General features: G+C 67.1%; 26 protein-coding genes and 3 pseudogenes. 10 read left to right on the forward strand and 19 right to left on the reverse strand.

What is annotated here, in order from left to right:
• Positions 1-111 precede the first annotated feature (111 nt).
• Complete coding sequence (locus O5O46_RS20605; RefSeq protein ID WP_443072582.1) at positions 112-1,914, forward strand: ISL3 family transposase; 1,803 nt, start codon at positions 112-114, stop codon at positions 1,912-1,914.
• Between the two features lie 221 nt (positions 1,915-2,135).
• Here O5O46_RS20605 and O5O46_RS20610 read toward each other — a convergent pair.
• The 7 genes and pseudogenes from O5O46_RS20610 to O5O46_RS20640 form a co-directional block, all read right to left on the reverse strand.
• Positions 2,136-3,722, reverse strand: a pseudogene (locus tag O5O46_RS20610) (tyrosine-type recombinase/integrase); the annotation flags it as partial.
• A 263-nt stretch (positions 3,723-3,985) separates the two neighbouring features.
• Positions 3,986-5,056 carry a tyrosine-type recombinase/integrase gene (locus tag O5O46_RS20615; protein WP_269856993.1) on the reverse strand — a complete coding sequence of 357 codons (1,071 nt, stop codon included), beginning with the start codon at positions 5,054-5,056 and terminating at the stop codon, positions 3,986-3,988.
• 242 nt (positions 5,057-5,298) lie between these two features.
• The gene (locus O5O46_RS20620) at positions 5,299-5,835 is read right to left on the reverse strand and encodes a GNAT family N-acetyltransferase (RefSeq protein ID WP_269856994.1); all 537 of its coding nucleotides are present in this window, start codon (positions 5,833-5,835) and stop codon (positions 5,299-5,301) included.
• A 154-nt stretch (positions 5,836-5,989) separates the two neighbouring features.
• A complete protein-coding gene (locus tag O5O46_RS20625; protein ID WP_269856995.1) occupies positions 5,990-7,486 on the reverse strand; it encodes an IMP dehydrogenase in 1,497 nt (498 codons plus the stop codon).
• Between the two features lie 487 nt (positions 7,487-7,973).
• Positions 7,974-8,186 carry a Tn3 family transposase gene (locus tag O5O46_RS20630; RefSeq protein ID WP_269856996.1) on the reverse strand — a complete coding sequence of 71 codons (213 nt, stop codon included), beginning with the start codon at positions 8,184-8,186 and terminating at the stop codon, positions 7,974-7,976.
• Positions 8,176-8,541 carry a hypothetical protein gene (locus O5O46_RS20635; protein ID WP_269856997.1) on the reverse strand — a complete coding sequence of 122 codons (366 nt, stop codon included), beginning with the start codon at positions 8,539-8,541 and terminating at the stop codon, positions 8,176-8,178. The genes O5O46_RS20630 and O5O46_RS20635 overlap by 11 nt, the downstream gene beginning before the upstream one ends.
• Before the next feature lie 21 nt (positions 8,542-8,562).
• Positions 8,563-8,808: a hypothetical protein gene (locus O5O46_RS20640; RefSeq protein WP_269856998.1), complete on the reverse strand. Its 246-nt coding sequence runs from the start codon at positions 8,806-8,808 to the stop codon at positions 8,563-8,565.
• Between the two features lie 752 nt (positions 8,809-9,560).
• On the opposite strand from O5O46_RS20640, the gene O5O46_RS20645 reads away from it, so the two are divergent.
• The gene (locus O5O46_RS20645; protein ID WP_269856999.1) at positions 9,561-9,749 is read left to right on the forward strand and encodes an ArsR/SmtB family transcription factor; all 189 of its coding nucleotides are present in this window, start codon (positions 9,561-9,563) and stop codon (positions 9,747-9,749) included.
• 113 nt (positions 9,750-9,862) lie between these two features.
• On the opposite strand, the gene O5O46_RS20650 is transcribed toward O5O46_RS20645, so the two are convergent.
• From O5O46_RS20650 to O5O46_RS20665, 5 genes and pseudogenes are all read right to left on the reverse strand, one after another.
• Complete coding sequence (locus O5O46_RS20650; protein WP_269857000.1) at positions 9,863-10,453, reverse strand: DUF4291 domain-containing protein; 591 nt, start codon at positions 10,451-10,453, stop codon at positions 9,863-9,865.
• Between the two features lie 159 nt (positions 10,454-10,612).
• Entirely contained in the window at positions 10,613-10,948 is a 336-nt protein-coding gene (locus O5O46_RS35590) for a zinc finger domain-containing protein (protein WP_443072583.1), read from the reverse strand.
• 209 nt (positions 10,949-11,157) lie between these two features.
• Positions 11,158-12,984, reverse strand: coding sequence for a trypsin-like peptidase domain-containing protein (locus tag O5O46_RS20655; RefSeq protein ID WP_269857001.1), 1,827 nt, complete (start codon positions 12,982-12,984; stop codon positions 11,158-11,160).
• Positions 12,985-13,024: 40 nt separating this feature from the next.
• Positions 13,025-13,354: a trypco2 family protein gene (locus tag O5O46_RS20660; RefSeq protein ID WP_269857002.1), complete on the reverse strand. Its 330-nt coding sequence runs from the start codon at positions 13,352-13,354 to the stop codon at positions 13,025-13,027.
• A gap of 217 nt (positions 13,355-13,571) precedes the next feature.
• Positions 13,572-14,135 (reverse strand): annotated as a pseudogene (locus tag O5O46_RS20665) (Tn3 family transposase); the annotation flags it as partial.
• Between the two features lie 5 nt (positions 14,136-14,140).
• On the opposite strand from O5O46_RS20665, the gene O5O46_RS20670 reads away from it, so the two are divergent.
• Entirely contained in the window at positions 14,141-14,440 is a 300-nt protein-coding gene (locus O5O46_RS20670) for a TetR family transcriptional regulator C-terminal domain-containing protein (protein ID WP_269857003.1), read from the forward strand.
• A 173-nt stretch (positions 14,441-14,613) separates the two neighbouring features.
• Here the strand turns inward: O5O46_RS20670 and O5O46_RS20675 are convergent, their stop codons facing one another.
• Complete coding sequence (locus O5O46_RS20675) at positions 14,614-14,778, reverse strand: hypothetical protein (protein WP_443072584.1); 165 nt, start codon at positions 14,776-14,778, stop codon at positions 14,614-14,616.
• 302 nt (positions 14,779-15,080) lie between these two features.
• Between O5O46_RS20675 and O5O46_RS20680 the strand changes: the two genes are divergently transcribed.
• Positions 15,081-15,659 (forward strand): dienelactone hydrolase family protein, encoded by a 579-nt coding sequence (locus tag O5O46_RS20680; protein ID WP_269857004.1) that lies wholly within the window; start codon positions 15,081-15,083, stop codon positions 15,657-15,659.
• Here O5O46_RS20680 and O5O46_RS20685 read toward each other — a convergent pair.
• The 4 genes from O5O46_RS20685 to O5O46_RS20700 all read right to left on the reverse strand — a co-directional run bounded on the left by O5O46_RS20685 (position 15,652) and on the right by O5O46_RS20700 (position 19,242).
• Positions 15,652-15,834 carry a hypothetical protein gene (locus O5O46_RS20685; RefSeq protein WP_269857126.1) on the reverse strand — a complete coding sequence of 61 codons (183 nt, stop codon included), beginning with the start codon at positions 15,832-15,834 and terminating at the stop codon, positions 15,652-15,654. The two genes, O5O46_RS20680 and O5O46_RS20685, sit on opposite strands and share 8 nt — an antisense overlap.
• A gap of 491 nt (positions 15,835-16,325) precedes the next feature.
• Positions 16,326-16,685, reverse strand: coding sequence for a carotenoid oxygenase family protein (locus tag O5O46_RS20690; protein ID WP_333482409.1), 360 nt, complete (start codon positions 16,683-16,685; stop codon positions 16,326-16,328).
• A 223-nt stretch (positions 16,686-16,908) separates the two neighbouring features.
• Positions 16,909-17,487 (reverse strand): hypothetical protein, encoded by a 579-nt coding sequence (locus tag O5O46_RS20695; RefSeq protein ID WP_269857005.1) that lies wholly within the window; start codon positions 17,485-17,487, stop codon positions 16,909-16,911.
• Positions 17,488-17,742: 255 nt separating this feature from the next.
• Positions 17,743-19,242, reverse strand: a complete 1,500-nt coding sequence (locus O5O46_RS20700) for an FAD-dependent monooxygenase (protein WP_269857006.1) — start codon at positions 19,240-19,242, stop codon at positions 17,743-17,745.
• A gap of 91 nt (positions 19,243-19,333) precedes the next feature.
• On the opposite strand from O5O46_RS20700, the gene O5O46_RS20705 reads away from it, so the two are divergent.
• From O5O46_RS20705 to O5O46_RS20720, 4 genes are all read left to right on the forward strand, one after another.
• Positions 19,334-19,969 (forward strand): TetR family transcriptional regulator, encoded by a 636-nt coding sequence (locus O5O46_RS20705; protein WP_269857007.1) that lies wholly within the window; start codon positions 19,334-19,336, stop codon positions 19,967-19,969.
• Between the two features lie 204 nt (positions 19,970-20,173).
• Complete coding sequence (locus O5O46_RS20710; protein WP_269857008.1) at positions 20,174-21,526, forward strand: DUF6183 family protein; 1,353 nt, start codon at positions 20,174-20,176, stop codon at positions 21,524-21,526.
• A 291-nt stretch (positions 21,527-21,817) separates the two neighbouring features.
• Entirely contained in the window at positions 21,818-22,627 is an 810-nt protein-coding gene (locus tag O5O46_RS20715) for a hypothetical protein (protein WP_269857009.1), read from the forward strand.
• A 391-nt stretch (positions 22,628-23,018) separates the two neighbouring features.
• On the forward strand, positions 23,019-23,579 hold the full coding sequence (locus tag O5O46_RS20720) for a hypothetical protein (RefSeq protein WP_269857010.1): 561 nt from the start codon (positions 23,019-23,021) through the stop codon (positions 23,577-23,579).
• A gap of 79 nt (positions 23,580-23,658) precedes the next feature.
• Here the strand turns inward: O5O46_RS20720 and O5O46_RS20725 are convergent.
• Positions 23,659-24,140 (reverse strand): annotated as a pseudogene (locus tag O5O46_RS20725) (pyridoxal-phosphate dependent enzyme); the annotation flags it as partial.
• Positions 24,141-24,192: 52 nt separating this feature from the next.
• Here O5O46_RS20725 and O5O46_RS35595 point away from each other — a divergent pair.
• Positions 24,193-24,429, forward strand: coding sequence for a hypothetical protein (locus tag O5O46_RS35595; protein WP_443072585.1), 237 nt, complete (start codon positions 24,193-24,195; stop codon positions 24,427-24,429).
• A gap of 167 nt (positions 24,430-24,596) precedes the next feature.
• Here O5O46_RS35595 and O5O46_RS20735 read toward each other — a convergent pair whose 3' ends face one another.
• On the reverse strand, positions 24,597-25,541 hold the full coding sequence (locus O5O46_RS20735) for a LysR family transcriptional regulator (protein ID WP_269857011.1): 945 nt from the start codon (positions 25,539-25,541) through the stop codon (positions 24,597-24,599).
• 144 nt (positions 25,542-25,685) lie between these two features.
• Here O5O46_RS20735 and O5O46_RS20740 point away from each other — a divergent pair, with 144 nt between their 5' ends.
• The gene (locus tag O5O46_RS20740) at positions 25,686-25,985 is read left to right on the forward strand and encodes a YciI family protein (RefSeq protein ID WP_269857012.1); all 300 of its coding nucleotides are present in this window, start codon (positions 25,686-25,688) and stop codon (positions 25,983-25,985) included.
• Positions 25,986-26,053 lie beyond the last annotated feature (68 nt).

Below are 26,053 nucleotides of genomic sequence, written 5' to 3' on the forward strand. Positions count from 1 at the left end.
CCACTTCGTGTGGTCGCATACGCAGGGTGACTGTCAATCTTCATGTGATGGCGGTTGAGTTCGCCCGAAAATCGCCCGGCTGGATGGTGGCGCGGTCGACAGTCCTTCGTCGTGAACGAAGTGCTGCCGCAGCTGGATGAGCTGCTGTTCTCCTCGATCGAGGGTGTGCTGGTGGAGTCGGTCGGGGTGACCGACGCGGTCATCCTCGTCGAGGCTCGAACGACCGCAGGGCAGGCGGCCTGTCCGGAGTGCGGATGGTCGTCAGGTCGAATACATGGCTCCTACCTGCGGATTCCTCGTGACCTGCCGACAGCGGGCAAGTTTGTCGTGGTGTCGTTACGGGTGCGGCGGTTCGTCTGCACGGAGGAATGCTGCCCGCGTAAGACCTTCGCTGAGCAAGTCCCCGGGCTCACTCGCCGGTTCGGACGACGGACCGAGCGGCTGCGATCGACGCTGGTATCGGTCGGTCTCGCACTCGCAGGCCGGGCCGGCGCTCGCATGACGGATGCCTTCCAGGTCCCGGTCAGCAGAAACACCCTGCTGAGGCTGATCGCCTCGCTTCCGGACCCCGCTACCGCGACGCCCCGTGTGGTCGGCGTTGACGAATGCGCCCAGCGCAAGGGCCGGATCTACGGGACTGTGCTAGTCGACGTCGAAACACGCCGTCCGATAGACCTCCTTCCCGACCGGCAGGCGGACACGCTCGCGGCCTGGCTCGCCGAGCGGCCCGGCATCGAGATCATCTGCCGCGACCGGGCTTCCTTCTTCGCCGATGGCGCCACCCGCGGCGCCCCGCAGGCCCTCCAGGTCGCCGACCGATGGCACCTTTGGCACAACCTGGGGGAAGCCGCCGAGAAGTGCGTCTACCGGCACCGAGGCTGCCTGCGACCCACGCCGACACCGCCGGAGGAACCTCAGGAGGACGCAGAGCCAGCCACGTTGTCTCCCTGGCCGACCGGGCACCGGTTCGCCGAACGCACCCGCGCCAAGCACGCCACCATCCACGCTCTCCTCGCCGCCGGGCACAGCAAGCGGTCCGTCGCCCGGCAACTCGGAATGACCCTCAACACGATCTTGCGCTTCTCCCGCGCCACCACCCCGGAGGAGATGTTCACCGGCCAGTGGCAAAGCCGTGCGACCAGGCTGGACGACTACAAGCCCTACCTCGACCAGCGTTGGCGGGAAGGCTGCACCAACGCCTGGAAACTGTGGGAGGAGATCAAGGAACAGAGCTATCCCCGGGGCTACGCAAGCGTCCGGGACTACGTCAGCAGGACTCTTCACGGCAAGCCCCAGCCAGTCGGTCCCCGGCCGCCATCGGCCCGAGCCGTCACGCGCTGGATCCTCACCCACCCCGACGCTCTACCCGAAGGCGACCGGCTCCAGCTCAAAGCCACCTTGGCCAACTGCCCCGAACTGACAGCACTCGCCGAACACGTGCGCTCCTTCGCTCACATGCTCACCCATCTGCAAGGTAACCAACTTCCCGAATGGATCAAAGCCGTCAGTGCCACCACCGAACTGCCCAGCATCCACCACTTCGCGCAGCACCTCCTGCGCGACCTCGACGCCGTCACCGCTGGCCTCACCCTCCACTGGAACTCCGGCGTCGTGGAAGGCCATGTCAAAAGGATCATTCTATGGAATCAGAATTGTCAAGCTTGCTGTGTTTTGCCCTGGCGGACGCCGAGGATCGGCAGGAGGGTGGTGCCGGCCGGGACGTCGAGCTGTCGGGGTGTTGGTCCGGCCGGGGTGGGGGTGTCGGCGAGTCTGTCGAGGAGGCGGTCGAGCGCGCTCTGGCCGTCGGTGACGGCTGCTTGCTCATCCTCAGTGAGCGGGATCGAGACGGCCATCTTCTGCAAGTTGCCTTTGGCTTCTAGCAGTTGGGCTCTGGTGGAGTCCTTGGGGGTGTAGAAGTCGCAGCGTGCGCAAGCCATGCGGTGCTGGCACTGCTCGAAGAAGGTGTAGGTGCAGTAGCCGTGTCCGAGGTCGTAGTGCTGCCAGGGTTCGCCGGTCGCAGCGGCGCCGGAGGCAACCGTATCCCGGTCGACCAGGACCTCGATCGTGCGGACGTTCCTCTCGAAGTAGCCCGCTTCGGAGTATGCCTTGGACAGGGTGTTCGGGGTGATCTTCGCGTAGTACTGGGCGGATTGCGGTGATCGGTGTCCGAGCCAGGCTTGCAGTTCGAACAGAGTCATCGGTTCCTTGGCGTTGTAGAGCTGGCTGGCGATGGTGGACCGGGCCCGGTGGCTGGTGATGTTCCCGCGGACGTCGGCATCCGGGACTCCGGCCTTGCGACAGAGCATCGGGATGATCGTGTTGTTGATGTAGTGGGTGGAGACGCGGCGGGCCCGGATGGCGAACAGCAGGTCAACGCGTTCGCCGGTGCGGCGGTCGGTGAACTTCGGCTGGTCTGGGCGGACGGCCTGCCAGGCGTCGACGGCCTGGCCGAGGATCGGGTCGACCGGCTTGCTGAAGGCAGTGCCGGTTTTGTGAGGCGGGACGTCGAGGAGGCAGACCGTGTCGCGGGCCAAGACCTGCTGTGAGTCACCGGTGATGGTGACTCCGTCATGCTGCCAGCGGATGCAGCCCACCCTCAACCGGGCGATCTCGTTGCTGCGTTGACCAGAGAACAACCAGGTCAGCGTGACCGCGCGGACCAGTTCGAAGGGGTAGAAGTGCCCGGCCTGGGCCTGTGGGAGATCCGCGACTTCCAGGTTCAGGCCCGCCCACAGGAACTTCGCCCAGACCTCATCGGCGATCACCCGCGGGTCGGGGCCGAGGAGGGCGGTGATGCTGCGGGGGATTGCCAGCGCGCGCAGTGGATCGAAGCGGCGGGGCAGCCACTCCCATTCCTGGCAGTCCCTGAAGAACGTCCGCAGCGCGGTGATCTGCCCGGCTTTGGTCGCCGCTTCGAGCGGCTTGCCGAGACGGTCCCCCAGGCCAGCCGTTCGCTGAACGTAGTCACCGACCTTCATCCGGTCCAGCGCGGCGATCCAGGTCGCGCAGGTCTGACGCGTCCAGTCTGTCGGGTCTGCAGCGTCGGGCTGTTCAGCCGCTATCCACCGGCCCACTCTGAGGAGGGTGGAGCGCATGCCGCCGCGGGCGCCTGGGGTGAGCGTAGAGGTGGCGTGCCAGCGATCAACCCATTGTTCCCACGTCTTCGCGCCGCCGGTCGCCCGTGCCGATTGGCGGCCCGTGGTGGGCTGCGGAGGATCACAGAATCCGAGCTCGGCAACCGCTCGCTGAGTGGCGTGCAGGGTGTAGAGCCGTGAGCCGTCCAGTATCTTCTCGCGGCGGACCCGGTCGAACAGCGACGTGTCGAGATCCTCCAGATGCGGGCTGCGGTTGAGGAGAAGCAGCTGGCAGACGACCATCGGCAGCAGCGTGTCATCGTCCCGGCCCAGTTGGTATCCCCACGAGGCGAGGACCGCGCGGATGCGGGCGATCTCGCTGCTCACCAGACCGCGTCCGAAGATCCGCCAGGACAGGGTGAGTCGCTGGAAGCTGCCGAGTCGGTGGAACTCGTTGAAGGAGCCCAACAGGTAGGCGTGCGTAGCGAGATAGGGGCGGACCTCGTCGTTGACCCAGCCCGGGGCGTGCTGATGGAACTCGGTCTGGTTGCGGCCGAGCAGATGGATCCACTCCTGCGGGGTCCATCCCCAAAAGGTCCGGCCGGTCTCCGCGCAACGTGTCAGCAGCACAGCGATCACGTCGAGCATGGCACGTCGTCGGTGCGGGGTGGGTGGCGAGTCCAGGGCGGCGTTGACCGCCTCCAGCGGGACCAGCAGACGGCGGATCACCCGCCAGCCGGCAGCGGACGGGTCGTGGTCCTTGAGCCGGCGCAGATTCCGCACCCCGAGTTCGCTCACTGCCAGTGCCTCGGCGGGCCGGATCTCGACAGCAGTGTCGTAGTGGTCCGGGATGATCGGCCAGGACCAGCGTTCGGCCCCATCCTCCGCGGGCAGGGTCAGCCGAGATGCACTCACCGCGCCACCTCCGGCGACGTGCCGTTCGGGGAGGTGAGCGCCTCTATTCGCCACGCGTGGATGTGCTCCATGCCGCGGGCGAGCTTGTCGGCCAGGTCCCGGCCGGACAGATGGATGTACTGAAGCGTGGAGTCGGTGTGGCGGTGGCCGGCGAAGGATGCGATCGCATGCAACTCCCAGCCCATCCGGGCCAGATCGGTCAGACACAGGTGCCGGGTGGTATGCGTGGAGAACTGCGGGACGTCGGCCGTCACGGCGATCCGGCGTACGACCTTCGACCACGTCCACAGGCTCAGCGGCTGGGCGTAGTTGCGCCGCGATTCGGAGAGGAACAGCGGGCCTCTCGCCCGGCTGACCGTGGCCCGGTGGGTGAGGTAGGCCGACATCAGCACGCCGGTCGACGCCGAGTACGGCACCACCCGTTCCAGCCGGTTCTTCGTCGTCTCCGCGCGCACCCGCAACGTACGGTGAGCCGGATCCAGGTCATCGGTCCGCAGCGAGCACAGCTCTTCGCGACGCAGCGCGGAATCGTAGGCCAGGGCCAGCATCACTCGGTTGCGGACCGACTCCTCCCGTGCGACCTCCAAGATCTCCAGCCACTGCTGTTCGCTGGGAATCCACGGCAGCTTCGTCAGCCGCGGCACCAGACCGCGCTGCTGACCGCCCTTCCGCCGGCCAGGGGTGTACCGACCGCGGCCGACGGGGTTGGACTCCCGCAATCCCTCTTCCATGAGGAAGTCGTAGAACAGGCGGACCGGCACGAGCCGCTGCTGGATCGTCGCGTTCGCCAGCCCCGCCCCTGAGTCGATCGAGATCACGTTTGCACCCCGGCGGTGCGGCCGTGAGGTCAACTCCCGTACGAAGAGCGCGACATGTGCACGGCTCACGGTAACCGGGTCGACGCCCTCCCGCTCGCACACCAGCAGGTACTCGGCCAGTCCCCGGCCATAAGCATCGATCGTGCGTGGTGCACGTCCGAGATCCGTCCAGACCGTCAGCCAGGCCGCCGCCTGCTCGTGCCGGCCGAGCACCGGCCACTTCTCCGTGAGCACCGTCGTGCCGCTCAAGCCATCTCCCAAGTCCGTGGTTGTGCCGGGGAGACATGATCACCCCGGCAGATTCCACGTAACTTTTAAGATGCTCAAGCGCCAGATGTTCGGCCGCGCAGGATTCGAACTCCTCCGCCCGCGGGTTCTATTGGCGTGACCGAGCGTCACCGGACCACACGAAGTGGGCCAGAGCCCGAGTTCGAGCAGCACTTGTTGATCACAGAGCCGGAAAATGCTGGACCGCTCGGGGAAGGTGCCCGTCACATCGGGAGGGAAAACAGACGCACCGGCTTTGAAGGCCAGCGTGCGTTGTCGCGCAGGGGCGTCACCATGGTCCGCAGTGGCATGGTCACCAGGCGGTTTTCGGGTTGTTCGACAAGCACCTCCTTGTCGAGGGGGTGCCATCCGAGGCGCTGGTACAGCGGCACGAAGGGAGGTCGGCAGAACAGGAGCGCGTGCTGAGGGCCCATCGTGCGAGCGTGGTCAAGTGCCGCTGTGACCACGCGCCGGGCCAACCCCTGGCCCTGCATGTCGGGTGCGACGGCCACTCCGCCGACGCCTACTACCTCTGTCTCGACATCGCCGATCGCAACAGGCAGCCGTAGGAGGCCGGCGTGTGCCACAAGCCGGTCGCCGTGTCTGATACCGAAGTGTTCTTCTTTGGGCAGCCAGGTCAAACCGGCCGCAGAAACACCGAAGGGATCATCGCCGTGACCGAGGATCTCCTCCTGGTCCGTCTTGGTGTACTGAGAAAGCCGCACTACAGCCGGTGCTACAGAGGATTGGTTGTCAGACATCCCCACATGATGATCTCTCTTTCGAGGACGGGCCAAGTGATCGATCAGCCGATCACCAGGAGAGGGACTGGTGTGAGGTCAGCTGGCGACGCTGTTCATCTCCTCCCGAGGGACCAGGCGGTCGTCATCAGCTGGTCGGTAAGCGGATGGCTTCTCAGGCGAGTGTCGGCGGGGTGTCCCGCAGGGTGACGTTGGCGTGGCTCTCCTGGAAGCTCTGGTCTGAGACCAAAGTGAGCCGGGCGGTGGATTGGAACTCCGGCAGGGTGGTGGAGCCGCAGGAGACCATCGTGGTCTTGAGTTTGGTGATGGTCAGGGCGAGCCCTTCGTTGAGGTCGCCGGCGTAGGGGACGTAGCCGTCGACGCCTTCCTCGAAGACCAGCCCCTGACTTCCCTGGCCGTAGCGTTGCCAGTTGCGGGCACGGTTCGATCCTTCGCCCCAGTACTCCTTGACGAAGCCGTCGCGGGTGGGCAACTTGGCGCCGGCTGCCTGGTCGAAGCGCGCGAAGTAACGCCCCATCATGACGAAGTCGGCCCCCATCGCCAGAGCCAGGGCCACATGGTAGTCGTGCACCAGCCCTCCGTCGGAGCAGATCGGCACGTACTCGCCGGTGCGCTCGCGGAAGGCGTCCCGAGCCGCAGTGACGTCGAGCACTGCGCTGGCCTGGCCGCGGCCGATGCCCTTCTGGTCGCGGGTGATGCAGATGGAGCCGCCGCCCACGCCGACCTTGACGAAGTCCGCCCCCGCCTCGGCGAGGAAGGTGAACGCGTCGCCGTCGACCACGTTGCCGCCGCCGACCGGGATCTGCGGATAGTGCTTCTTCACCCAGGTCAGCGCCTGTGCCTGCCAGTCGCTGTACCCGTCGGACGAATCGAAGCACAGCACGTCCGCGCCTGCCTCCAGCAGGGCCGGGACACGCTCTTGGTAGTCATGGGTGTTGATGCCCGCGCCCACGCGCAGGCGCTTGGCGGCGTCCACGACCTGGTTCGGGAAGCGCTTGTTGTCGGTGTAGTCGGATCGGAATACCAGATGCTGCAGGTGCCCCTCGGCGCTCAGCACCGGGAGACAGTCGAGCCGCTCGTCCCACAGCCGTGTGTTGGCCTCGGACAGCGTGGTGTCGGGCCCGGCATGGGGAAGGTCGGCGATGGTGGTCATCCGGCCGCTGACCGGTCCGTCGAGGTCGTGGCGTTGGGGGTGGAAGTCGCGGGAGGTCACCAGTCCGAGGAGGCGGCCGGTGGCGGTCCCGTCGTGGGTGACTGCGGCGGTGCTGTGGCCGGTGCGTCGCATGAGGTCTGCCAGGAGTCTCAGGCTGTCGTCGGGGCGGACGTTGGTGTCGCTGGTGACGAATCCAGCCTTGAAGTTTTTCACCTGGCGGACCGCGGCGGCCTGGTCCTGGGTCGATTGGTTGTGGTGCAGAAAGCTCAGACCGCCGTTGCGCGCCAGCGCGATCGCGAGGTCGGGTGTGCTGACGGCCTGCATGATCGCGGAGGTGAACGGGGAGTGCAGCTCGATCGCCGATGCTTCGCCCGCAAGGTGCCGCACCAGGGGCGTGCGTAGGTCAACCGTCGCAGGCGAGCAATCGGTCCGGGTCCGGTTCGGCAAAAGCAAAAATTCGTTGAACGTCCGTGAGACCTCGGCGATGATCTGTGCCACTCGTTCCTCCTGACCCGTCGACCGGGGCCCGGCTGCCCCGCCGTCAAGATCGCCCCCGTGTCCGAGGGCTCGGACAGGCAGGAGTCGGCTAGGCAGCCGTGGAAGTGCCACAAGCTGCGGCAGAGCCCTGACCGGCCCGTGGATCGAACAGGGTGCGGTCGTGACCGGCACCCTATCGATTGCCCCGGCGGCTGCACGAATCGTGCCTGTTATCGGCAATCTCCATTTGCGGACGGTTCTTTCTGGTCCCCGGCTCGGGCCGCGAGGTACTCCGTCCCGTCCCGCTGGACGTAGTTGACCCAGCGGACGGCGGCGTAGATCGTCCTGCGAACAGCGCCGTACTCCTCTGCGCCGCCGCCAGCGCGTTCTGTCGGCGGAGAGCCTGCCGACGATCAGGGACGCGATGGCGTCCCCGTACTTCAGTGACCCGGCAAGACCAAGCAGATCGTCCCGTGCGCTGCCACGAGATCGCGATTGGCCTTCTTCGTCAGCAGCGGTCCCGCCGTGGGAAACGCTCTTCGTAGTCGGCCTTCGCCCCCATCCAGTACAGGGTGATCTTGCCCAGGTCGCGGACGCGCGGTGAGAGCTGCTTGCCCACCAGGTCGAACAAGACGAAGTTGACCTGGGTCACGCCATGCGTGTCGGTGGCGTGCACGGTGATCGGCAGGTCGGTGGCGTTGCCCAGGATCTCATCCAGCACATAGTGGGCCTCGCGGCGCGTCGCAACGATGAGCGTCGTACCGCTGGTGAATGTCACCTCGGCGATCTTCGCCCCTGCCCTGCGCGGAAAGCAGCACCGTCTGTGCCCGCCGCCAGGTCACCACCGACCCGCTGCCTCGCCGGATGATCCGAAGTTGGGCCAGCTTGTCCTTGGCGCCGGCCAGGCTGATCTCCAGGCCCTCGACCTCGCCGAGCCAGTCCTCGCGCTGCGCTTCGGAGATCCGGTTGATCAGGTTGTCGCGGATCTCGATCAGCCGGTCTCGCTGCGACGGCTCAGGCCGGAGGAGCGAGCATCTGACGCAAGCTTCTCTGAACTTGCAGTCCGGGAAGGTCACGTGCAACGCAGGGCGGTCTCGTCAGTCCGTCGATGGCCGCAGCGGGTACTGTCCGTGGAGCAATTCGCGGAGGTCATCGCGAACGGCACGCAAGTCGTTGAGTGTGCCGTCCATGCGGTCCACCATCGTCCGGAGCACTTCCAGGGATGTCTGCGGATCCGCAAGGGTCGCCGTGAACCCGCGTCGATGCTCGACGACCCACTTCGCGCGGTTGGCTACGGCCTCTTCAAATGCGTCCAGTAGATCCGGGCAGTAGATCCGCAACATGCTGCGGAGTGTGCGACGCGCCGCAGCTCGGCTCCGTGATCGTCGCCACCGACTGAGCCAGGGAACTGGCGGATTGAGCACTGCTTCCGCGTCCCGAGTGGTGCGCTCAATGTAGCCAGGGAAGACGTTTGACAGGGCGCCGCCGCCTGCCATCTGTGAATATGTGTGACCTGCCATCTGAGGTGGCGGCCCCGACATCTGGCCTCTCCCAAGGAATGGCGCCGGTGGCGATCCAAGCCCCAGGCGCGCACTGACCGCAACATGTGCGGCCTTGTTGCTCTCCTCGGCGCTCGTGCACCAGTCGTCGAGGATGATATATAGCTCCATCAGTGCCTCGTGAGCGTTTGGCCACCTGCTTTCGGGCTGAGCGAGTGTCGCCTTAATGCCTTGGGCGACACTCGAACCGGCCTTTGCCACTGTCGCGACTTCGGCACCAGTGATCATGAATTCCCCCTGGATCGCAGCCCCATTCTGGCATCCTCCACTATCCCGTTGGTTGTTCGGGCTTGTCGATGCAGTCTCGTCAGGTCATGCCTGTGAGGCAGGAAGGTCAAGATCGACTATGCGCGTGCGAGCGCGTCGGTCGACCTGGGTGATCTTGTCCTCGGTCCCGGCAAGGCTGACTTTGAGTCCTTCCACCTCGCCGCGTCAGCCTTCGCGTTCGGCTCTTGCTGCCGTGACTGAGGCTCTTGACCCTCACATGGCGTCAGGCTGCATAGTCAGTGCCGTGGAGGATCACTGGACCGTGGTAGGTGAACCAACTGATCGGCACAACCCGGGCGCAGCCCCGCACGACCGGGGAACTCGCCCAACGCCTGCACCTGAGCCCGGCGATCGTCTCCTACCACCTTCAGATCCTGCACCGCACCGGACTCATTCAGCGCACCCGCAGCTCCAGACACGTCTTCTACCAGCGCCTTCCGGCAGCCGACCCGGTCTGACCGCCCAGCTCACCTTGAGTTTACCGATGGCATCGCGTATTGGACCGTCGTGAGTTGCCCAGGCGGGCGGTGCAGGAACGAGGAGTCCGCAGTCCCAGGTCGTCGGAGACGGCTCAGCCGCGCAGATGGGCCAGAAGCGTGTCGCTCACCGGGTAGGGGCGTTCCGCTGGGAGGAGTTGCTGGGCGTCCAGAGCCCCGCCCCTTACGTGGGCATGGATCGTGCGCGCGAGCGCGGTGACGTCGCTGATCGAGACGATCCACTCCTCCGCGTAGCGCTCGGCAGCTTCGCCGGCGAGGCCGAGTTGGAGGGAGCGGTGAGCAAGCGGCTGTAGGTGCACGTCGCGTTCGGGGTCCCACTGCACTCGGGCCGGGGCTCGCTTGAGCTGGCGTTTCCAGGTGGCGCGGTCGGGATGCAGCCCGTGTGCGTAGTGGGCCAGGCAGGCGTTTGCCAGGGCCCATTCGAAGCCCTCTCGTGTGATTTCGATCGCGAGGACGGTCTCCTGGCCTTCCTTGGCCGCCCATCCGCAGCGATACATCATCCAGAGGAACGACGGTTTGATCCACGTCATTCGGTCCCGCTGCCAGGTCGCGGGGAAGCGGCCGTCGAGTGCGGCGGGCAGGCCGATCTCCGGCGCGTATGCCTGGTAGACCGTCACGGTGGTGGCCGTATGGAGGGCGCGGATCTGATGCTTGGGTTCTGACACGGTGACCAGAGTCGATGTTGGGTGCGCTTAGCGCCATCGAATTACCAAATCGGCTGAGGCTGGTTGAGCGCTGAGTGGAATCAGGCTTTTCGGGCTTGGCGTCGGTGGGAGGCGTAGGTGGCCCAGGTGCCGCCGGCCTGCGAGGGCACCGCCGCGAGGTCAGTGTTGGTAGAGGGTGATTCTCGGACAGTGCCCCAGCTGCGAGGCACGCCGGGCGTCGGGGGTGTCAGAGCCGTCTCGTGGTGAACACGTTGGTCCCGTGCACCGCGTCCACTTCCTTCCGATCGGTCTCGGTGAACCCGACCTTGGCCAGCACTCGGCGAGAAGCGGTGTTCCAGTCCCAGACCGTTGCCCACAGACGTTCGTACCCAGACGATCGCGCCCATTTCCAGAACCGCCAATCCCGCCCCTCGTGCGACAGGCGCTGCCGGCGGGCGCGTCACAGTTCGGGCAGTCGTGACGTTCTACCGCCAATGCGGCCTGATCGGGCGTCAAGTCGATGCCGGCGGCCTCTCAGAAATGCTTCGCACAACGTGCGGGTTCGAGAGGACTTTTGCGAACGGTGACCTGCGGAAACGCGGTGCGGTCCGAGGCTCTCGCAGAACTCTCACAGATGGTCATTTATGAGAATCACGGTGCGCGACGACCGTCGCGCACCGTGAACTGTCACTTGGCGCTATCCTGTCGCTCGCGGATTTGCCCCGTCAGACGCCGGGCTCAGCCCTCCAGCGCGTGAGCAGCGGGTCGTTGGCGGCTCGGGCGAACACAGCAGAGACGCCGGGTTCAGCCTTCCAAGGCGTGAGCAGTTGTAGGGCTGCTACGCATACTTGCGTTTGCCAGCCTTCTCGGCTCCAGTCGCTCGGCAACCACCCCGGGTCCAAGTCCTTGTCGCGGTCGAACTCATGCGCCCAGTCCATTGGGTCGTCGTACGCGGCGATAAGGAGCGGTATATGGCTGCGCTCGGCGGCCTCCGAGGGCAGCCTGGGCAGCATGGTCTTGGCCCGTGTGCGCACGACGTCGTCCTGGTGGCTCATGAGATCGAGAAGTACTCTCGCCGCCGGGACGTTTCCCCGCTCGGCGCGCTGGGCGAGCTCTTCGAGCGCCGCCATGCGCAGCGAGCGCGGTTCACTTTCCAACGCAGTCGCAAGCACTGCCATCGACACCATAGGTGTCCTCGAAGCAGCATCGCCTACAGGACAGCGAAGGTAGGAGCTTGATACTGACTGGCGGTTGGAATGGGGGGGCGTAAACCTGGAAGCGTCAACCTCGCTGTTGTCGACGTACTGGTTGAGCGGGTAAACCAGCGCGTCCAGGGTCTCGCGCACCGCCAGCAATTCGAGGGAAGCTCGCGGCAGCCCAGGCCAGCTGTCCTGTACCTGCATCCAGGTGCCGGTCGTCTCAGCAGCGTGGCGGTCGAAAGACGCTTCATGCCGTCCCAGGTAGCCGCGCACTGTAGTGAGCATGGCGTCGATTGCGGCCCGCACCGGCTCGGGCCCCGTGACGACCAGTTCGGTGTAGGCCTCCGTCAGAGCCGTGCGCAGTTCCCGCAGCGACCCGAAAACGGCTCTCCACACCTCAAAATGGAGGTCGTCGTGGAGCGCGCCCTTGCTGAGCATCATCGCAAGGACGCGCCCCACCGCACGCCGCGTGACCATTCGGTCATCGCGCGCATGCTGCAACGCGGCCAAAGCCCGCGCGATCTTCGACGTGGATACGTCATCCAGCACCGGCAGGCGCTGATTGGCATCAACGACTTGGCGCAGCATCCGCTGGGTATCGCCGGGATCTGCCGGTGACCGGTGCCAGGCCCTCGCCCGCAATCGCGCCCAGGCCATCAGATGCGGGTCGTCGGCAAAGGCCCTTGCTGGCAGCGCCCACAGCTCTCTTCCCTCGGGATGGCCAGGGGTCTTGTCCGATTCAATGATTCCGATGAAAAGACCGTCGGCGAACAACGCCGCTCCCGACATACCGGCCCAGACACTGCTGCCACCGGGCCGTGCAAGACGGGCCCCGCCCTCGATCTGGATGACCCACCGGTCGCTCTTCACCCCCGACAACGGCGTGACAAACCCCTTGATCTGGCGAGATTCGCGTACCCGTCCGTCTACGTCGCTGTCCGGAAACCCCACTGCGGTTACCTCGACCGGATTCGTGCCGGTCACATCCGCCCACATGATGTCGAAATCGTCGAAATCCCTGCCGTGCTGGGTGCGCGACTTGGTGATGTCAGTGACGATTAGCAGGGCCACATCGAACTGTGGTGACCACCATGCAACGATGGCGTCGTCGAAAGTCGCCTGTCCTCCGCGATGCAGTTGGCGGATTCGGCAATGCGGATGGTCCCGTACGAGACCCTCCAACCCTTCCCCTAGGTTCTCCAGTGGTGGTGGGGCGAGCGGACCATCATCTCGCAGCGCTCCCTCGACGACGTGCCGTGCGGTCAGCACGGCGTACTCGTTGATCAAATAGCCGGAACCGACTGAGCCCGTTTGAGGCTCATAGATCTCGACGACCCGCTTTTCATTCAGCACCACTGCACTCCTTCGTCTCGGTGTCCGCCGCTCCGAAACGTCAGTCCGGTTCACCTACCGCTTGGGCGTTGACCTTGACCGGTGTGGTTTGACCGTTGCCATCGACCGTGACCGGTGAGAGTGACAGCGACAGCTGGTGGGTGGCCTGGTCGCCGATCTGCCCCTTCGTGCCGAAAGATACGACGCCGAACCGCACCCCGGCATCCCCTGCGGCTTCTCGGGTTATCGCCAGTGTGACGGTCAACTCCACGGCTCCCAGTTCGAACCGCAAATCCTCGTCGCGTCCACTGCTCATCGCAGCGGTGAGCTCCGCACGGAGCGCCTGGATCGTCTCCGCAAGTCCGGCGGCAATACGATCATCCATTCCCATCCTCCTTGGTTGAAACTGCAATCTTCCTGGTGCTCCCGCTCCAGGAAGGCGTCCTCGTCTTCGTCGGGATCGGTCGTAGCCGTATCGCGCAAGGGTCGCAGGCCACCGTCATGGGGCGGGAGACGCGGAAGCCATATCGGCCACGGCAGTTGAGATTGACAAGCCGAGAGGGACACCGTGCGACGTCAAGGTCCAGCTGGCGTGTCGCCCGCAGATGTCAGTCCGCGCTGTCCTCGTCATCGTCGAGCTCGGCAGCGTCCGGGTCGCGCAGGGGGCGCAGGCCCTGGCGCGGGGTGGAGGGGGTGAAGCTGTGGCGGCCCAGGACGTTGAGGTTCTTGAACTTCAGCGGGGAGAGGCGGGCGACATCCTCGTCGCTGATTTCGTGGCCCTCGGCACGTAGCTGGGCGACCGCGGCGTCGATGTCTTTTGTCGTCCAGAGCACAACTGCGTTCAGCACCAGGCCCAGCGAGCCGAGCTGGTCTTCCATTCCGTCCCGGTATGCCTGGTGGATGGTGCCGCGCTTGCCGTGGCAGATGTCCCGGGCGAGGGTGTGGCGGGACTCCTGCACACTGAGCTGTTTGCCCATCTGCCGCCGGTAGGTGTCATCGACCGGGTCGACGACCTGGAGGAGGTGCAGGGTCTTGGCGATGCGCCCGTACTCGGCGAACGCCTGCCCCAGCGGGGTCGGCTTGCCCTCGCGGCCGAACATCCGCAGCAGGTCACAGGCCCGCACCTGGTTGGTGACCAGGGAGCCCGCGACGCGCAGCATGTCCTCCCAGTGCGTGATTGGAACAGTTTCAGTTCGCTCGAGGCTGCCTCTTCGGCAATTTCGGCGCCGAGCTCTCTACTCACAGCGAAGAGATCCGCGACCAAGTGAAAGCTGGGCTGGACCTCTGGGCTGCCCTGGTGGCGGCGGTACTGAAGGAGGCCGACGCCGCCGGGACACTGAAAAGCCCTCTGGAGCACGAGAGGCTGGCCGGTTTCATCGTCAACGCCTGGGAAGGGGCCGCTCTCCGGGCCAAGGTGACGCGGAGCAGGGAGCCACTGGACGACTTCTTCGCCATGCTCGACACGTTCGTGACCTGAGCCGCCCGCGCCTGGCCAACCGGCACAACCTTCACGCAGGAGCATCACTCGGAGAACACCGTCGCGGCCCAGTCCGGCGGTGGGTGAACAAGGCCGCCAACGTGACATCAGCGGTAGTAAGAGCAGACGAGGATGTCGTCATCGGCAGTCTTCTCCGGGGCCGGGGTGGTCACTCAGGCCTCCACGTAGGCAACGACGACGGTGCGCAGGGCGGTGACGTAGTAGATGACGCGGACGTCATCGACGTCGTCGGCGTACTCGCGTAGCTCGGGGTGGGATGCGGGAATCGGGGTGCCCAGCGCCGGGTCGACCGACAATACGGCCAGGGCGCGGTCCAAGGCGTGGATCTCGGCTTCCCCGGTGATGGCCTCGACTTGCGCGCGACGTATGCGCGCAGCGCGTTGCGCAGGCGGCGGGGGCCGTGGGGCGTCCTGCTTTCCACGCCCGGCGCCTTGACGGGAGCCTCAAGACCGCACGCTTCAAGTTCCGCTTCCAGGGGTAGCGCGTCGCCTACCTCGAAGCCCGCCTCACCGGTCCAGCTTCAACGATCTGATCGCGTCCGGGTGGACTCAGCAGGTGTCAGTGGTGCAGGCCATACTCGCGTTGCGGCGCCGCTCGGGCACCGTACGAGGGGAGCGACATGGCTGAGGTGCTGGTTTTCCACAACGGGTACGGGCTGACCGTCGGCGTCCGTGAGTTCGCCGAGCGTCTGAGACGGGCCGGACACACCGTCCACGTCCCGGACCTGTATGAGGGGCACGTATTCGACAGCCTCGAGGAGGGCATGGCTTACGCCGAGAACATCGGGATCAGCACGGTCATCGCACGCGGAACCGCCGCCGCCGAGGGGCTGCCTGCCGAACTCGTCTACCTCGGGTTCTCGCTCGGCGTCTTGCCGGCGCAGAAGCTGGCCCAGACCCGCCCCCGGGCAAAGGGGGCGCTGCTGCTGGAGGCATGCGTCCCGGTCGCAGAGTTCGGCGGCGCCTGGCCTCACGACGTCCCGGTCCAGGTCCACGGCATGGACGCGGATCCGTTCTTCGCCAGGGAAGGGGACCTGGAGGCAGCCCGGGCGCTCGTCGAGACGGCGGCGGATGCCGAACTGTTCCTCTACCCCGGCGACAGGCACCTGTTCACCGACAGCAGCCTGCCCTCGCACGACGAACACGCTGCAACGCAGGCCACCGATCGAGTACTGGACTTCCTCGACCGCGTCAAATAGCCCGACCGCTGGCCAGGACACCCGTGGAGGAGCCGATCTCCCGCAGGCTCATCGCTCCGGACTCGTACAGCGGACGAAACCGCCTCAACTCCAGCCAGCGGTGCGGATCCAAGACCACCGTCAGCCGCCTCCCTGTCACCCGAACGGACAGCAGCAGACTCACGGCCGAGACCACCCAGCCTGCTCCCCCACCTCCCTTTCCTCCTCCACCTGTTGCTGGGCGGGGCGGTGTTGAGGGGAAGTCAGCGTTTGGCAAGCAGCCCCGAAAAGGCAGGCTGACCAGCGGAAACGCACGGCCCATGCCTGGAACGGTGCGGGGAATGGTGCGGGGGATGTTGCCGGTCGACCGCACGGCTTTACCACACCCCCCGGTCCACGACGCCTGGTAGGCCGCGGCGGTCATTGCGCACGGCGACGCCGAGGGCCCTCGGGCGCTGATCGAGGTGCTGCTGCTGGGCCGTCACCTCGCGCACAAGCTCGCAGCGGTGGCGGGCGCGGAATTGCCCGGTGGCGTCGGTGCGGTGGTAGGTGAGGTGGACCGGGCCGCGGGAGCCGTAGCCGAAGAAGTGCAGTTCCCCGCTGACGGGGCGGGTCTTGGGTGGGCCGTCATGGCGGTGTGTAGCCGCCCGTCGAAGTCGTAGGAGCCCTTGGTGTCCAGATCACAGGTCAGCTCGTAGGGCAGGGCGTTCTCGACCAGGGCGAGGGCGCCGGCCGACGTGGGTGTTGGCCGCGCCGGCGGTGAGGGCAAGGTTGCCCCGGCTGGGCGCCGTCCGTGCAACGGGTGGTGCGGACCCAGCGGTTACGGTAGGCGACGGCCTGCCCGTCCTCGATGCGGATGCCGTGGACCATGCCGTCGCCGAAGAACCAGTGGCCGGAGGCGGCGTCGGCCGGGTTGGGACCGTTGCGCAGGTACCAGCCGGCCAGTTCGGGCGGGACCGTTCCGGTCACCGGCAGGTTGTATGCGGTGAGTTCCTCCCGACGGGCGCGTGGTTTCCGCAGAGGTGCCTGCCCGGAGGCGGTGGTCATCGGGCCACCTGCCCGGCGGGGCGCGAGGGGCAGGCAGCGGCCAGGGGGTGTTGGGGCTGCATGGCAGTTCAACCTTCCTTACTTCCTTCCTTACTTCGGATTCTTCTTCCGCCAGGTCCGGCACCGAAGGCTGCGTTCGGGCCTGCCGGGGCAGGAGATGGAGAGGGGGTGCGGCCCGCATGCCAGGGACTTGCCGTCCCTGCAAGGGGTGCCGCAGACGGGCTTACGGCTGTGTCCGTGTGCCGCGGGCCCTGCTCTCCTGGACGATCGCCTTCGTCTGCTTGACGGCGGTCGCCCCGAGCAGGAGCGGGATGACCCAGTTGAGCAGCAGGTTGCCGGTACCGGAGGCACCCGCGATCAGGTGGCAGACTCCCGCGGCGAAAACGACTCCGCTCCAGAGCAGGGAGATACGGCGGTTCACGCTCCGGAAGGCCGGGCTGTTCCAGTGGCGGCGGTCAACCGATGACCGGGCGTACTGCTCCGTGAACGGCACCGTGAGGACGGAGATCAGCATGATGACCGCGAGGGCGAAGGCCGAGCCGGCGCGTCCGTAGTCGACCAGCAGCTGCCGGGTGTGGTGGCCGCCAGTCAGGCCGACCGCGGCCAGCGCGGCGAAGGTCAGCACACCGGCCGCGTCGATGGTCTTGAAGCCGTCGACGAGGGCTCCGCGCACGGTCAGGACCATGCCGATGAGACAGGAGGCCAGCGCGGCATAACCAACGGTGTCCGCGCCGAGATGCTGGGTGACAAATGAGAACAAAAGCCAGGGCAGGAGCCCGAGCAGGATCTGGTTGGCTTTCATGACCTTTTCTCCGGGTTTTCTTGAGGGGTGGTGTGTCGTGCTGAACCGGTGGTGGGGGGACCGGACGTAGGGCGAGTGGCGGCCCCGGGGAGGGCGCGGTGCCTGTCTGGTCGGTTCCGCTCGCCTGTTCGGCCGTTGAGCTGGGTTCAGGCCTGCTGTGTCAGGGCGCGAGATGCTGGAGCGGTGGAAGTGGGGGTGGAGATCGGCCGGTTCGTCGTAACCGACCGGTCACGCCCGTCGCACGCCCTGGCGGGGTCAGCCGGCAGCCGGGCCGAACCAGTGGGTGAGCGTGTCGGCGAGGCCTGTGCCGCCGGCCCAGCAGATGTGTCCATCCGGGCGCACGAGCACGGACTCGGCGTCGATCGCGTCGGTCTTCGCCCGCACTTGCACCAGCCGGTCGCTCCAGGGGGCGGCGTCGGTGACCGGGGCGTCCCCGAGGTCGAGCAGGACACCTCGTCCGGTGCGAGTCAGCTCGCTGAAGCGGACACGGCAGTCGGCGACGAGGAGGTCAAAGTCGGGCATCCGCAGGCCGAGCAGCGGGTGGTCGGCAGCGGCGGGCATGGGGTGGCGCAGGTCGAGCCCGGACATCATGCCGGCCAGGCGCCGGTTGGCCTCGGGCAGGCCGAGCAGGTCGGTGAGGACATCGCGCAGTTCGGACAGCCCACCGTCGCGCTGCGGCCCCATGATCGCGCCCTGGGCCCGGGTCAGGGTGAGCACACGGGCGGCGACCGGATGCCGTTCGGCGTGATAGGTGTCCAGCAGGCGCTCGTCCGCCCCGTCCCGGACGACGGCGGCGAGCTTCCAGCCGAGGTTGAACGCGTCCTGGACACCGAGGTTGAGGCCCTGACCGCCGGCCGGCAGGTGAATGTGGGCGGAGTCACCGGCGAAGAACACGCGGCCGTGCCGGTAGTGCTCCAACTGCCGGCTGGCGTCGCTGAACCGTGAGGCGTAGCGGACCTCGGCCACGTCGACGGCCGTGCCGTAGGTTGCGTGCAGCACCGCGCGGACCTCCTCGATCGTCACCGGTGCGTCGCGATCGGCCTGCGAGGTCTGCGGGCCGGAGAAGATGAGCTTGTGCAGCCCGTCACCCAGAGGCGTGAGCAGGGTGAAGTAGCCCTGGGGCGAGGTGCGGATGTTGCCGCTGATGTGGCGGGCGGAGTCGTCGATGTCGCCGGTGAGCACCAGGTCGGCGCTGGCACTGCGGATGGTGCCCGCCTGACCGGGAAACGCCGCGCCGGTGAGCTTGCGCACGGTGCTGTGCGCGCCGTCGCACGCGACAAGGTAGCGGCCGTGGAACGACCGGGTACCGTCCGGGCTGGTCACGGTGGCCGTGACCCCGTTGGCGCCCTGCTGGAGAGCGACCAGACGGTGCTGGCGGAGTATCCGCCCGCCGAGCTCGGTGAGCCGGTCCTCGAGCAGCTCCTCGAGCCGGTCCTGCGGAAGGCTCACGGGGTACGGGTAACGGGTGTCCCAGACCGAGTAGTCGAGAGGAACCGGCAACCCCGCGAAGTGACCGCCGAGCGAGGAGCGGTCGACCGACCGCTCGAGCACGCCGTCGAGAAGGCCGCGTAGTTGGAGGATCTCGGTGGTCCGGGGCTGGATCGCCCCGGCGCGGGACTGGGGGTTGCGGCAGGGCAGCTGGTCCAGCACGACGGCTGGCACACCCGCCAGGGCCAGCTCGGCGGCGAGGACGAGTCCGGTGCCGCCGGCTCCGACAACGATGACCTCGACAGCCTCGGTGATCTTGGTGCTCATGGTGCTCCTCTCGGGAGATTTATCAACCCGGTAGCTAACTATACCGGGTGCAATTATCTCCTCGGGGACTGTTTGCCGCTACCATGGCCGCATGGATGAGCACCTTGGACTGCGGGAGCGCAAGAAGCAGCGCACTCGGCAAGCGATCGCCGACGTGGCGATCGAGCTGTTCACGAGCCGTGGCTTCGACGATGTGTCGGTCGTGGAGATCGCCGAGGCAGCCGAGGTCTCCAAGCGCACGCTGTTCGCCTACTTCCCGGCCAAGGAGGACCTGGTCCTGCACAGGTTCGCCGACCACGAGGACGAATCGGCCCGCGTGGTCCGCGCCCGCCCGGCCGGCACGGACCCGTTGACCGCCCTGCACGCCCACCAGCTCGACGCCCTCGCCCGGCGGGACCCGAACACCGGACTCACCTCCGACCCCCAGATCCTGGCCTTCTTGCGACTGCTCAGTGAAACTGCGAGCCTGACCGAGCGACTGATCCGCTACCAGCAGCGCGGCACGGCAGCCCTCGCCGAGGCACTGCAGGAGGCAGGGGCCGACGAGCTCACCGCCCGGCTCGCCGCCGTCCAGATCGTCACCGTCCTGCGCACGCTGGCGGAACGCAACAGCCGCCAGCTGCAAGCCGGCCGATCGGCCGACGAGGTGTATCCGGAAGCCGTCGCCGCCACCGACCGCGCCTTCCGGCTGCTCGGCCAAGGCCTAACCTCAGCACTTCCCGTCTGACCGGACCTCCGCCCGCCCCGGATGCCGGATGCCACGCAGGCGGTGAGGAACAAGCGCAGACAGGCTCGGCCTGCGGGCTGCGGGCTGCGGGCTGCGGGCTGCGGGCTGCGTGGATTGTCAGGGCGAAAGCTTCGACAGGATGTGTTGGCGTGTCTGTTGCTCAGTGCCGTGACAGCGACCAGGCCGTTCGCTCCGCTCGCGTGTGTGACGGCAGGAACCGGCCCGGTTGTAGTGAAGAGTTTGACGCTCTGGCCGGGTTGGCATTCGATGCTCATCCAGTCCCGAGCACATCGCAGCACGGCCCACGCTGTTGGTGCCCAGAGTCCCTGCCGTCTCTGGCACCACACACGTGGCGACCCGAGCGGTAGGAACAAGCCGATACCCGTGACCCACGACGATTCCGCTGGCCTTTTCGGCCGCCCCAACGAGGACGAACTCCGGGAAGCCTGGAGGACGGCACGAGCCCGCCACAGCGCGGGCGCCGTCAAGCAACTGGCCGACTTCGCCATCAGGCTCCACGAACTCGACCTGTCCACCGCACCCAACGCGGCAACCCCTTCGCACCTCTTCACCGATGCCATGGAGACGCTGGGCAGCTCACCCGGCCGGGAGAACATCGAACAAGCCTGCCGGGTAGCGTCCCTGACCGGCCGCGCCCAGCCGCACCTGGCACACCTGCTGGTAAAACACCACACCCCGGACGACCTGGTGATCGTCTTCGACGACCGCGCAACCCCAGGCGACATCACCGACCTACGCGCCTGCCTGGTACAGGAGTTGGTCATACGGGCAAAGCAACTGCCCAAGCCCGCTACGGCTTGGACACGGTCCTCTCCGCAATGGCACCGTCATCCACTCTCGTGGCTGCCGCTGTCGCTCAGACCGATGGAGACGAACATCGAAGAACTCGACTTCGACGTCGACACAGGCGGCGACGCCCCCTGCATGCGCGGCGGACTGGTGAACCCGATGTTCGCCTTCCATCCCGGGGTCCACGTTCCTTCGGCGAAGGAGACCACAAGCCCGCAGACGACGCGGGCGACCGCTTCGCCGACAGTGCTCGTCAAGCACGAGGCCAGAACGTTCGAGTTCGCCGAACCGGTCGGCGACATCCCGCACGCTTTCGCGTCCCTTCCACTGGAAAGCCTGCGCGGGCTGGACCGGACCACAATCGACACCCAGGAATTCAACGCATCGGTCATGCGCTTCTTCGCAGGACAGGGGCAGCTACGAGAGCCCGAGAACTGCCTCAGCGTCGTCCCCACCCATCTACGCGACGCCTGGCAGCTGCTGTACTCGGCATCGATCCAGGGAACGGCCACGCGCCGCCCCGGAGAGTATTCCGCCTTCGCCCGCCTTGCCGTATGGCGGTCCCTCGCTGGCATGACGGACACCATCGGCGGGACGGCTTTCGAAGTGGAGGCTGCGGCCTGGCAACACCAGTGGTTCGACATCGAGATCACGACGGACTGGTTTGAGGAACGGGGTTTCGGCATCGCGACACTCCACCCGGACCGCCGACGCATGGCCGTACTCATGGCAACCTCTTCCCTCTGACGTGCCGCTGCTGTCCTACACCAAGGGCCGCACGGCAGAGAAAGCCTGCTGCTGTCGCCGCGGGCGTGGCGGCTGCTGGAACAGTGGCTGCGCCCTATTGCGCAGGCGTGTTCCCGCCGAGTTGGCTGAGCATGTGCGGCTGGTGGGCAGACCGGCCAGGGCGCGCGGCCACCCACCCGACGCGCCCCACCGCCCCCGACACCACTCCGCGGCCGGAATACAGCTACCCCAGCCCGGCGACCAGCCCCGATCGTGAGCAGGCACATGCCAGCGACACGGAGGGGGACGACCATGCCCTGGAGGAACGACGACGGCATTCGCGACGAACTCAAGCACCTCCGCGAGACCCACAGGAAGGCCGGTGACCAACTCGCCCAGAGACTGGCCAACGGCCTCGACGACAACCGCCGCGAAACCAGCGACCTACGCCGCGAACTCGTCGACACCCTCTCCGGCGGCCTCGCCGAACTCCGCCACGACAACGACCAGTTACGCGACCAGCTCACCGAAGCCCTCCGCGACGGATTCGGCCGAGTCCACGCCGAGAACCTCGAACTCCGCGCCCGCCTCGACCGAGCCGTCGAGCACCTCGCCCAGGCCCGCGAAACGATCCTGACCATGCGCGCCGAAGCCGCCGAAGCACGCGCACCACAACCGGCCGTCAGCGGCGACGGAGGTGGAGGCGACCGGCCCACAGCCCCCAGCAGCAACGAGGACGACTACCCGGCGGTCCTGCGCCAAGCTGCGGGCATCGCCTACGCCCACATCGACTGCCACCGCGACACCTGGGCGTTCCTCGTCGCCCAATCCGCCAACGGAGAACACTTCCACCTCCCCTCCGACGTCGCCTCCGACAAACACGGCCTCATCGCCGCCGACCTCTCCGGCCCGACCCTCATCGCCGTCCTCGACGCGTTGTGGCACACCAAGCAGGCCCCAGAGATGACCGCGGGCGCTCAGGCGCTCGCGGAGAAGGTCTACGAGCGGATTGTCAACGCCCTGAGCGCGGTCGAGGCCACCAGCAGCAAGCCAACCGCGGACAAAGCCGACCAGGACGCGAAGGACGTCGTGAGCATCGTCATCGACGACCGGCCAGCGTGACCCGACCACCGGCCCGGTTCGCACCGGGCCGGTGTCGATCAGGCATCACTCGCCTCCTGGAGGGCCAGGTCGCGGTACGGCAGCTCAACCGCCGGGTGGTCCAGCAGGTCCAGTTGTGCCTCGACCTGCTCGACCAGTTAAGCCGCCCCTTCCGATCCGTGCGCAGGATCTCGATGGGCCGCCAACGCTCGTCCTGCGCCGACCCACACCTTGCACTAGCGTGGAGAAAACGGTCCTCGACGCGGCAACGAGACGCCCGGTACAGACGGAACCGCAACGAGTCCCGCAGTCCGACAGCAGCTACGGTGCTGCAGCATGCATCCCGCTGCTCAGAGGTCACGCGCGGGTTCGTCCTTTCCTCCCCATCCCTCCCGCAGTTCAGGAGTAAGCGATGAAATGGATGATGGGGTCGGGGCACGCGATCGGCGCTGCCAACATCGCAGCAGCTACCAATTCGCCCGAACTACTGCAACAGTTCCTTGGACAGGCGCTTGCAGACCTCGCTATCAACCCGATTCTTGAAACCGGTACCTTGTGCCGGGAACTTCGCAGCATCCAAGGCACAGCCCACCAGACAGCCCAGTCCGGCTACCCCGTCACTCCGTTGTCCCTCGATATACAAAATCGCATGGCGGAGTTCCTCAACCAAGAGTCAGCGACACTCGGGGCACGCCTGGCAAACGCGTTCTCAGCCGGTGCGCACCTTGGATGGGGTTATATGCGCTGCGCCCAGCACTTTCAGCTCGACACTGTTCAAACGAACATCCAACATGCTGGACAACACCTCAAAGCGATCGACGACAGCGGCATTCATCTCGACTACGCGAAGGGCATCAGCGAGCTGAGCCAACAGTACGCGCAGGCGCACACAGGCCATCCGACATGGGCAACCGTCGCGGAACTCTTCGAGACGTTCACCTCCCGCATGATGGACGCACTCCCCCCACCGTAAGAGTGGGCCTGGTGGCCCCCACCCCGCTGATCAGGAAACGGCCGGGCGTTGACGCACCCGGCCGTTCGCGCGTTCGGGGCTACAAGCTGCTCGGATCCGCGTTCGCGCCGCACAGGACGACCGCGACGCGCTCGCCCTCGGCCGGCGCGTAGACGCCGCCAGTGAGCGCCGCGAGGGCCGTGGCCGCACCGTGCTCGACCGCCAGGCGGCGGTGGTCCCACACGCCCGACGCGCTCGCACGGTCTCCTCGTCGGCAACAAGGACCGGCCGCACGCCCTCCTGCAGGGCAGCGTGGAGAGCCATCTCGGAGGTACGGCGGGCGCCGAGCGAGTCGGCGGCGATCGAGTCGACCGTCACGTCGACGACCCGGCCGGCCTTCAACGCCGCGTTCAATGCCCGGCAGTTCCCCGGCTCGTCCGCCACGGTGCGTACCCTATGCTCCGCGGCGTCGGTGGCGACCCCGGCGAACAAGCCGCCACCGCCGACCGCTACGACCAGCGTGTCCAAGGCAGGGATCTGCTGTCGGATCTCCTCCAGCAGCGTCCCGGCTCCCGCAGCGATGGAGTTCCGTGCCCGACCTTCCGGTGGGGCACGGCGCTCTGGTGTCGTTGCGGTGTCTCAGGAGGGCACGGCCGCGCTGAGGATGTCGGCGGTCGAACGCCAGCCGTACCGGCAGGTCGTCCAAGGGCCACCAGCGGGCGGTGCGGGCATCGGCCCCGGCGGTGACGACAACCGTGTACGCAACGGTGACGTACCTGCCGCGCGGGTCGCGTTCGGGGTGATCCCAGACGCCGATCTGACGCAGGTCGTCGGCGGCCACATGGACACCGGTCTCCTCAGCCAGCTCTGATGGCGCTGCTTGAATATCCCCACCCCGTGCTCCGGGTTGGGCCAGACCTGCTCAGTTGATCTCCCCACCCTTGCGACGAAGGTGCCGCAAGCCGTGGACGACGAAGGCGTCGACTTGGGCGGTCACCGTGGGCTGAGTTCTTCGGGTGGGATGGGCACCTCGAGTGCCTATCGGGCGGGCCGGGTCACTCGGTCGGGGAGGTGGAGTCGTCGACGGATGTGGGCCGGCATCAGGAGTGCTTGGTCGGCGAGGATCTCCAGGAACGCTGCGGCGATGGGGTCGGGGCTGGTGCGGGTGTAGGCGGTGATCCGGCGGTGGATCGGGGGGTCGGGGCGCAGGACCGCGCCGGCGAAGTGCCGGGGGATGGTGTTGGCGGGGACGAGGGTGGGACCGAGCCCGGCTGACGCGTAGTTGGCCGCTGCGGGGGCCTGTTCGGTGCGTACCGCGGTCTTCGGGTGGAATCCGGCACTGGCGCAGGCCTGATCGAGGATGTCGGCGAGTCCGCTGTCGGGGGTGAAGTGCACCCACTCGCGATCCGCGAGGTCGGCGAGGCCTACCCGGGGCGCGGTCTGGTCAGATGCGGCGATGGGGTCGGCGGTGTGGGTGACGACCAGGAACTCCTCCGCGCCGATGTACCGAGTGGGGCCGTCCCAGTCGGCGGGCGGTGGGCCGAGGGCGATGTCGGCCTGCCCGGCTGCCATGGCCGCGGTCAGGTCGTGCGCGTGCCGGTGTTCGAAGAGTCGGATCCGCACTCCGGGGTGTCGGCCGCGCCAGATGCCGAGCGCGGTGGGCAGCACGCCGAAGCTGATGGAGTAGAGCGTGGCGAGGTGGAGTTCGCCCGTGGCCACGCCGGCGGCCCGGCGGGCAGCGGTGGTGGCGCGTTCGGCGTCGGCGAGGGCGGCGCGGGCGTGCGGGAGCATGGCGCGCCCGGCGGGGGTGAGCCGGACCGCGCGGGGCAGGCGTTCCAACAGCGGGCCGCCGACCTCGCGTTCCAGGGCCTGGAACTGGTGGGACAGCCCTGGTTGTGTGACGTGGAGGCGCTCGGCGGCGCGGGTGAAGGAGCCCTCGTCCACGATGGCCACGAGGTATTCGAGCTGTCGCAGCGTTGGCATGTGCTCAGCTTATGCCCTTGATAGAAACCATTCCTTGGACCTATGGCAGTGGGTTTCCGCAGGATGGGCTCATGCCGCGCGGCGAGGGCGTTGCCCCGACCCGCGCCTCCCATCCTCGTCTGGAAACCCCAAGGAGCCATGGTCATGTCCGACCAGCCCAAGGCCACCGTCCTCGCCACCTTCGCGGCGGCCCCGCAGGCCACTGACGCGGACTTCGCGACGGTCATCGACGCCGAGCTGGCCCGCGCCAAGGAACTCGTTGACCAGGGCGTGATCGTGCACGGCTACCACCGCACCGACCTGGTCGGCGCGGCGCTGATCGTGGACGCCGAGACGGTCGAGGCCGCCCGCGCCGTCCTCGCCACCCTGCCCGCGGTCGCGGCCGGCCTGGTCGAGACCGAGTCGATCATGCCGCTCATCCCGCTGCAGCTGCCGCAGGACTGACGCGACCCCCTGCCGGGCGCGTGCACCGTGTCCGCGTCCGGCATCACCCGCAGTGTCTGGAGCCTACC

This window comes from Streptomyces sp. RPT161 (genome assembly GCF_027533845.1).
GTDB lineage: Bacteria > Actinomycetota > Actinomycetes > Streptomycetales > Streptomycetaceae > Streptantibioticus_A > Streptantibioticus_A silvisoli_A.

Coding starts and splice junctions, on each gene's coding strand:
- O5O46_RS20620 (WP_269856994.1), bottom strand. CDS start 5,835: ATGTCTGACAACCAATCCTCTGTAGCACCGGCTGTAGTGCGGCTTTCT.
- O5O46_RS20640 (WP_269856998.1), bottom strand. CDS start 8,808: ATGTTGCGGATCTACTGCCCGGATCTACTGGACGCATTTGAAGAGGCC.
- O5O46_RS20660 (WP_269857002.1), bottom strand. CDS start 13,354: ATGGGAATGGATGATCGTATTGCCGCCGGACTTGCGGAGACGATCCAG.
- O5O46_RS20680 (WP_269857004.1), top strand. CDS start 15,081: ATGGCTGAGGTGCTGGTTTTCCACAACGGGTACGGGCTGACCGTCGGC.
- O5O46_RS20690 (WP_333482409.1), bottom strand. CDS start 16,685: ATGACCACCGCCTCCGGGCAGGCACCTCTGCGGAAACCACGCGCCCGT.
- O5O46_RS20695 (WP_269857005.1), bottom strand. CDS start 17,487: ATGAAAGCCAACCAGATCCTGCTCGGGCTCCTGCCCTGGCTTTTGTTC.
- O5O46_RS20700 (WP_269857006.1), bottom strand. CDS start 19,242: ATGAGCACCAAGATCACCGAGGCTGTCGAGGTCATCGTTGTCGGAGCC.
- O5O46_RS20705 (WP_269857007.1), top strand. CDS start 19,334: ATGGATGAGCACCTTGGACTGCGGGAGCGCAAGAAGCAGCGCACTCGG.
- O5O46_RS20715 (WP_269857009.1), top strand. CDS start 21,818: ATGCCCTGGAGGAACGACGACGGCATTCGCGACGAACTCAAGCACCTC.
- O5O46_RS20720 (WP_269857010.1), top strand. CDS start 23,019: ATGAAATGGATGATGGGGTCGGGGCACGCGATCGGCGCTGCCAACATC.
- O5O46_RS20735 (WP_269857011.1), bottom strand. CDS start 25,541: ATGCCAACGCTGCGACAGCTCGAATACCTCGTGGCCATCGTGGACGAG.
- O5O46_RS20740 (WP_269857012.1), top strand. CDS start 25,686: ATGTCCGACCAGCCCAAGGCCACCGTCCTCGCCACCTTCGCGGCGGCC.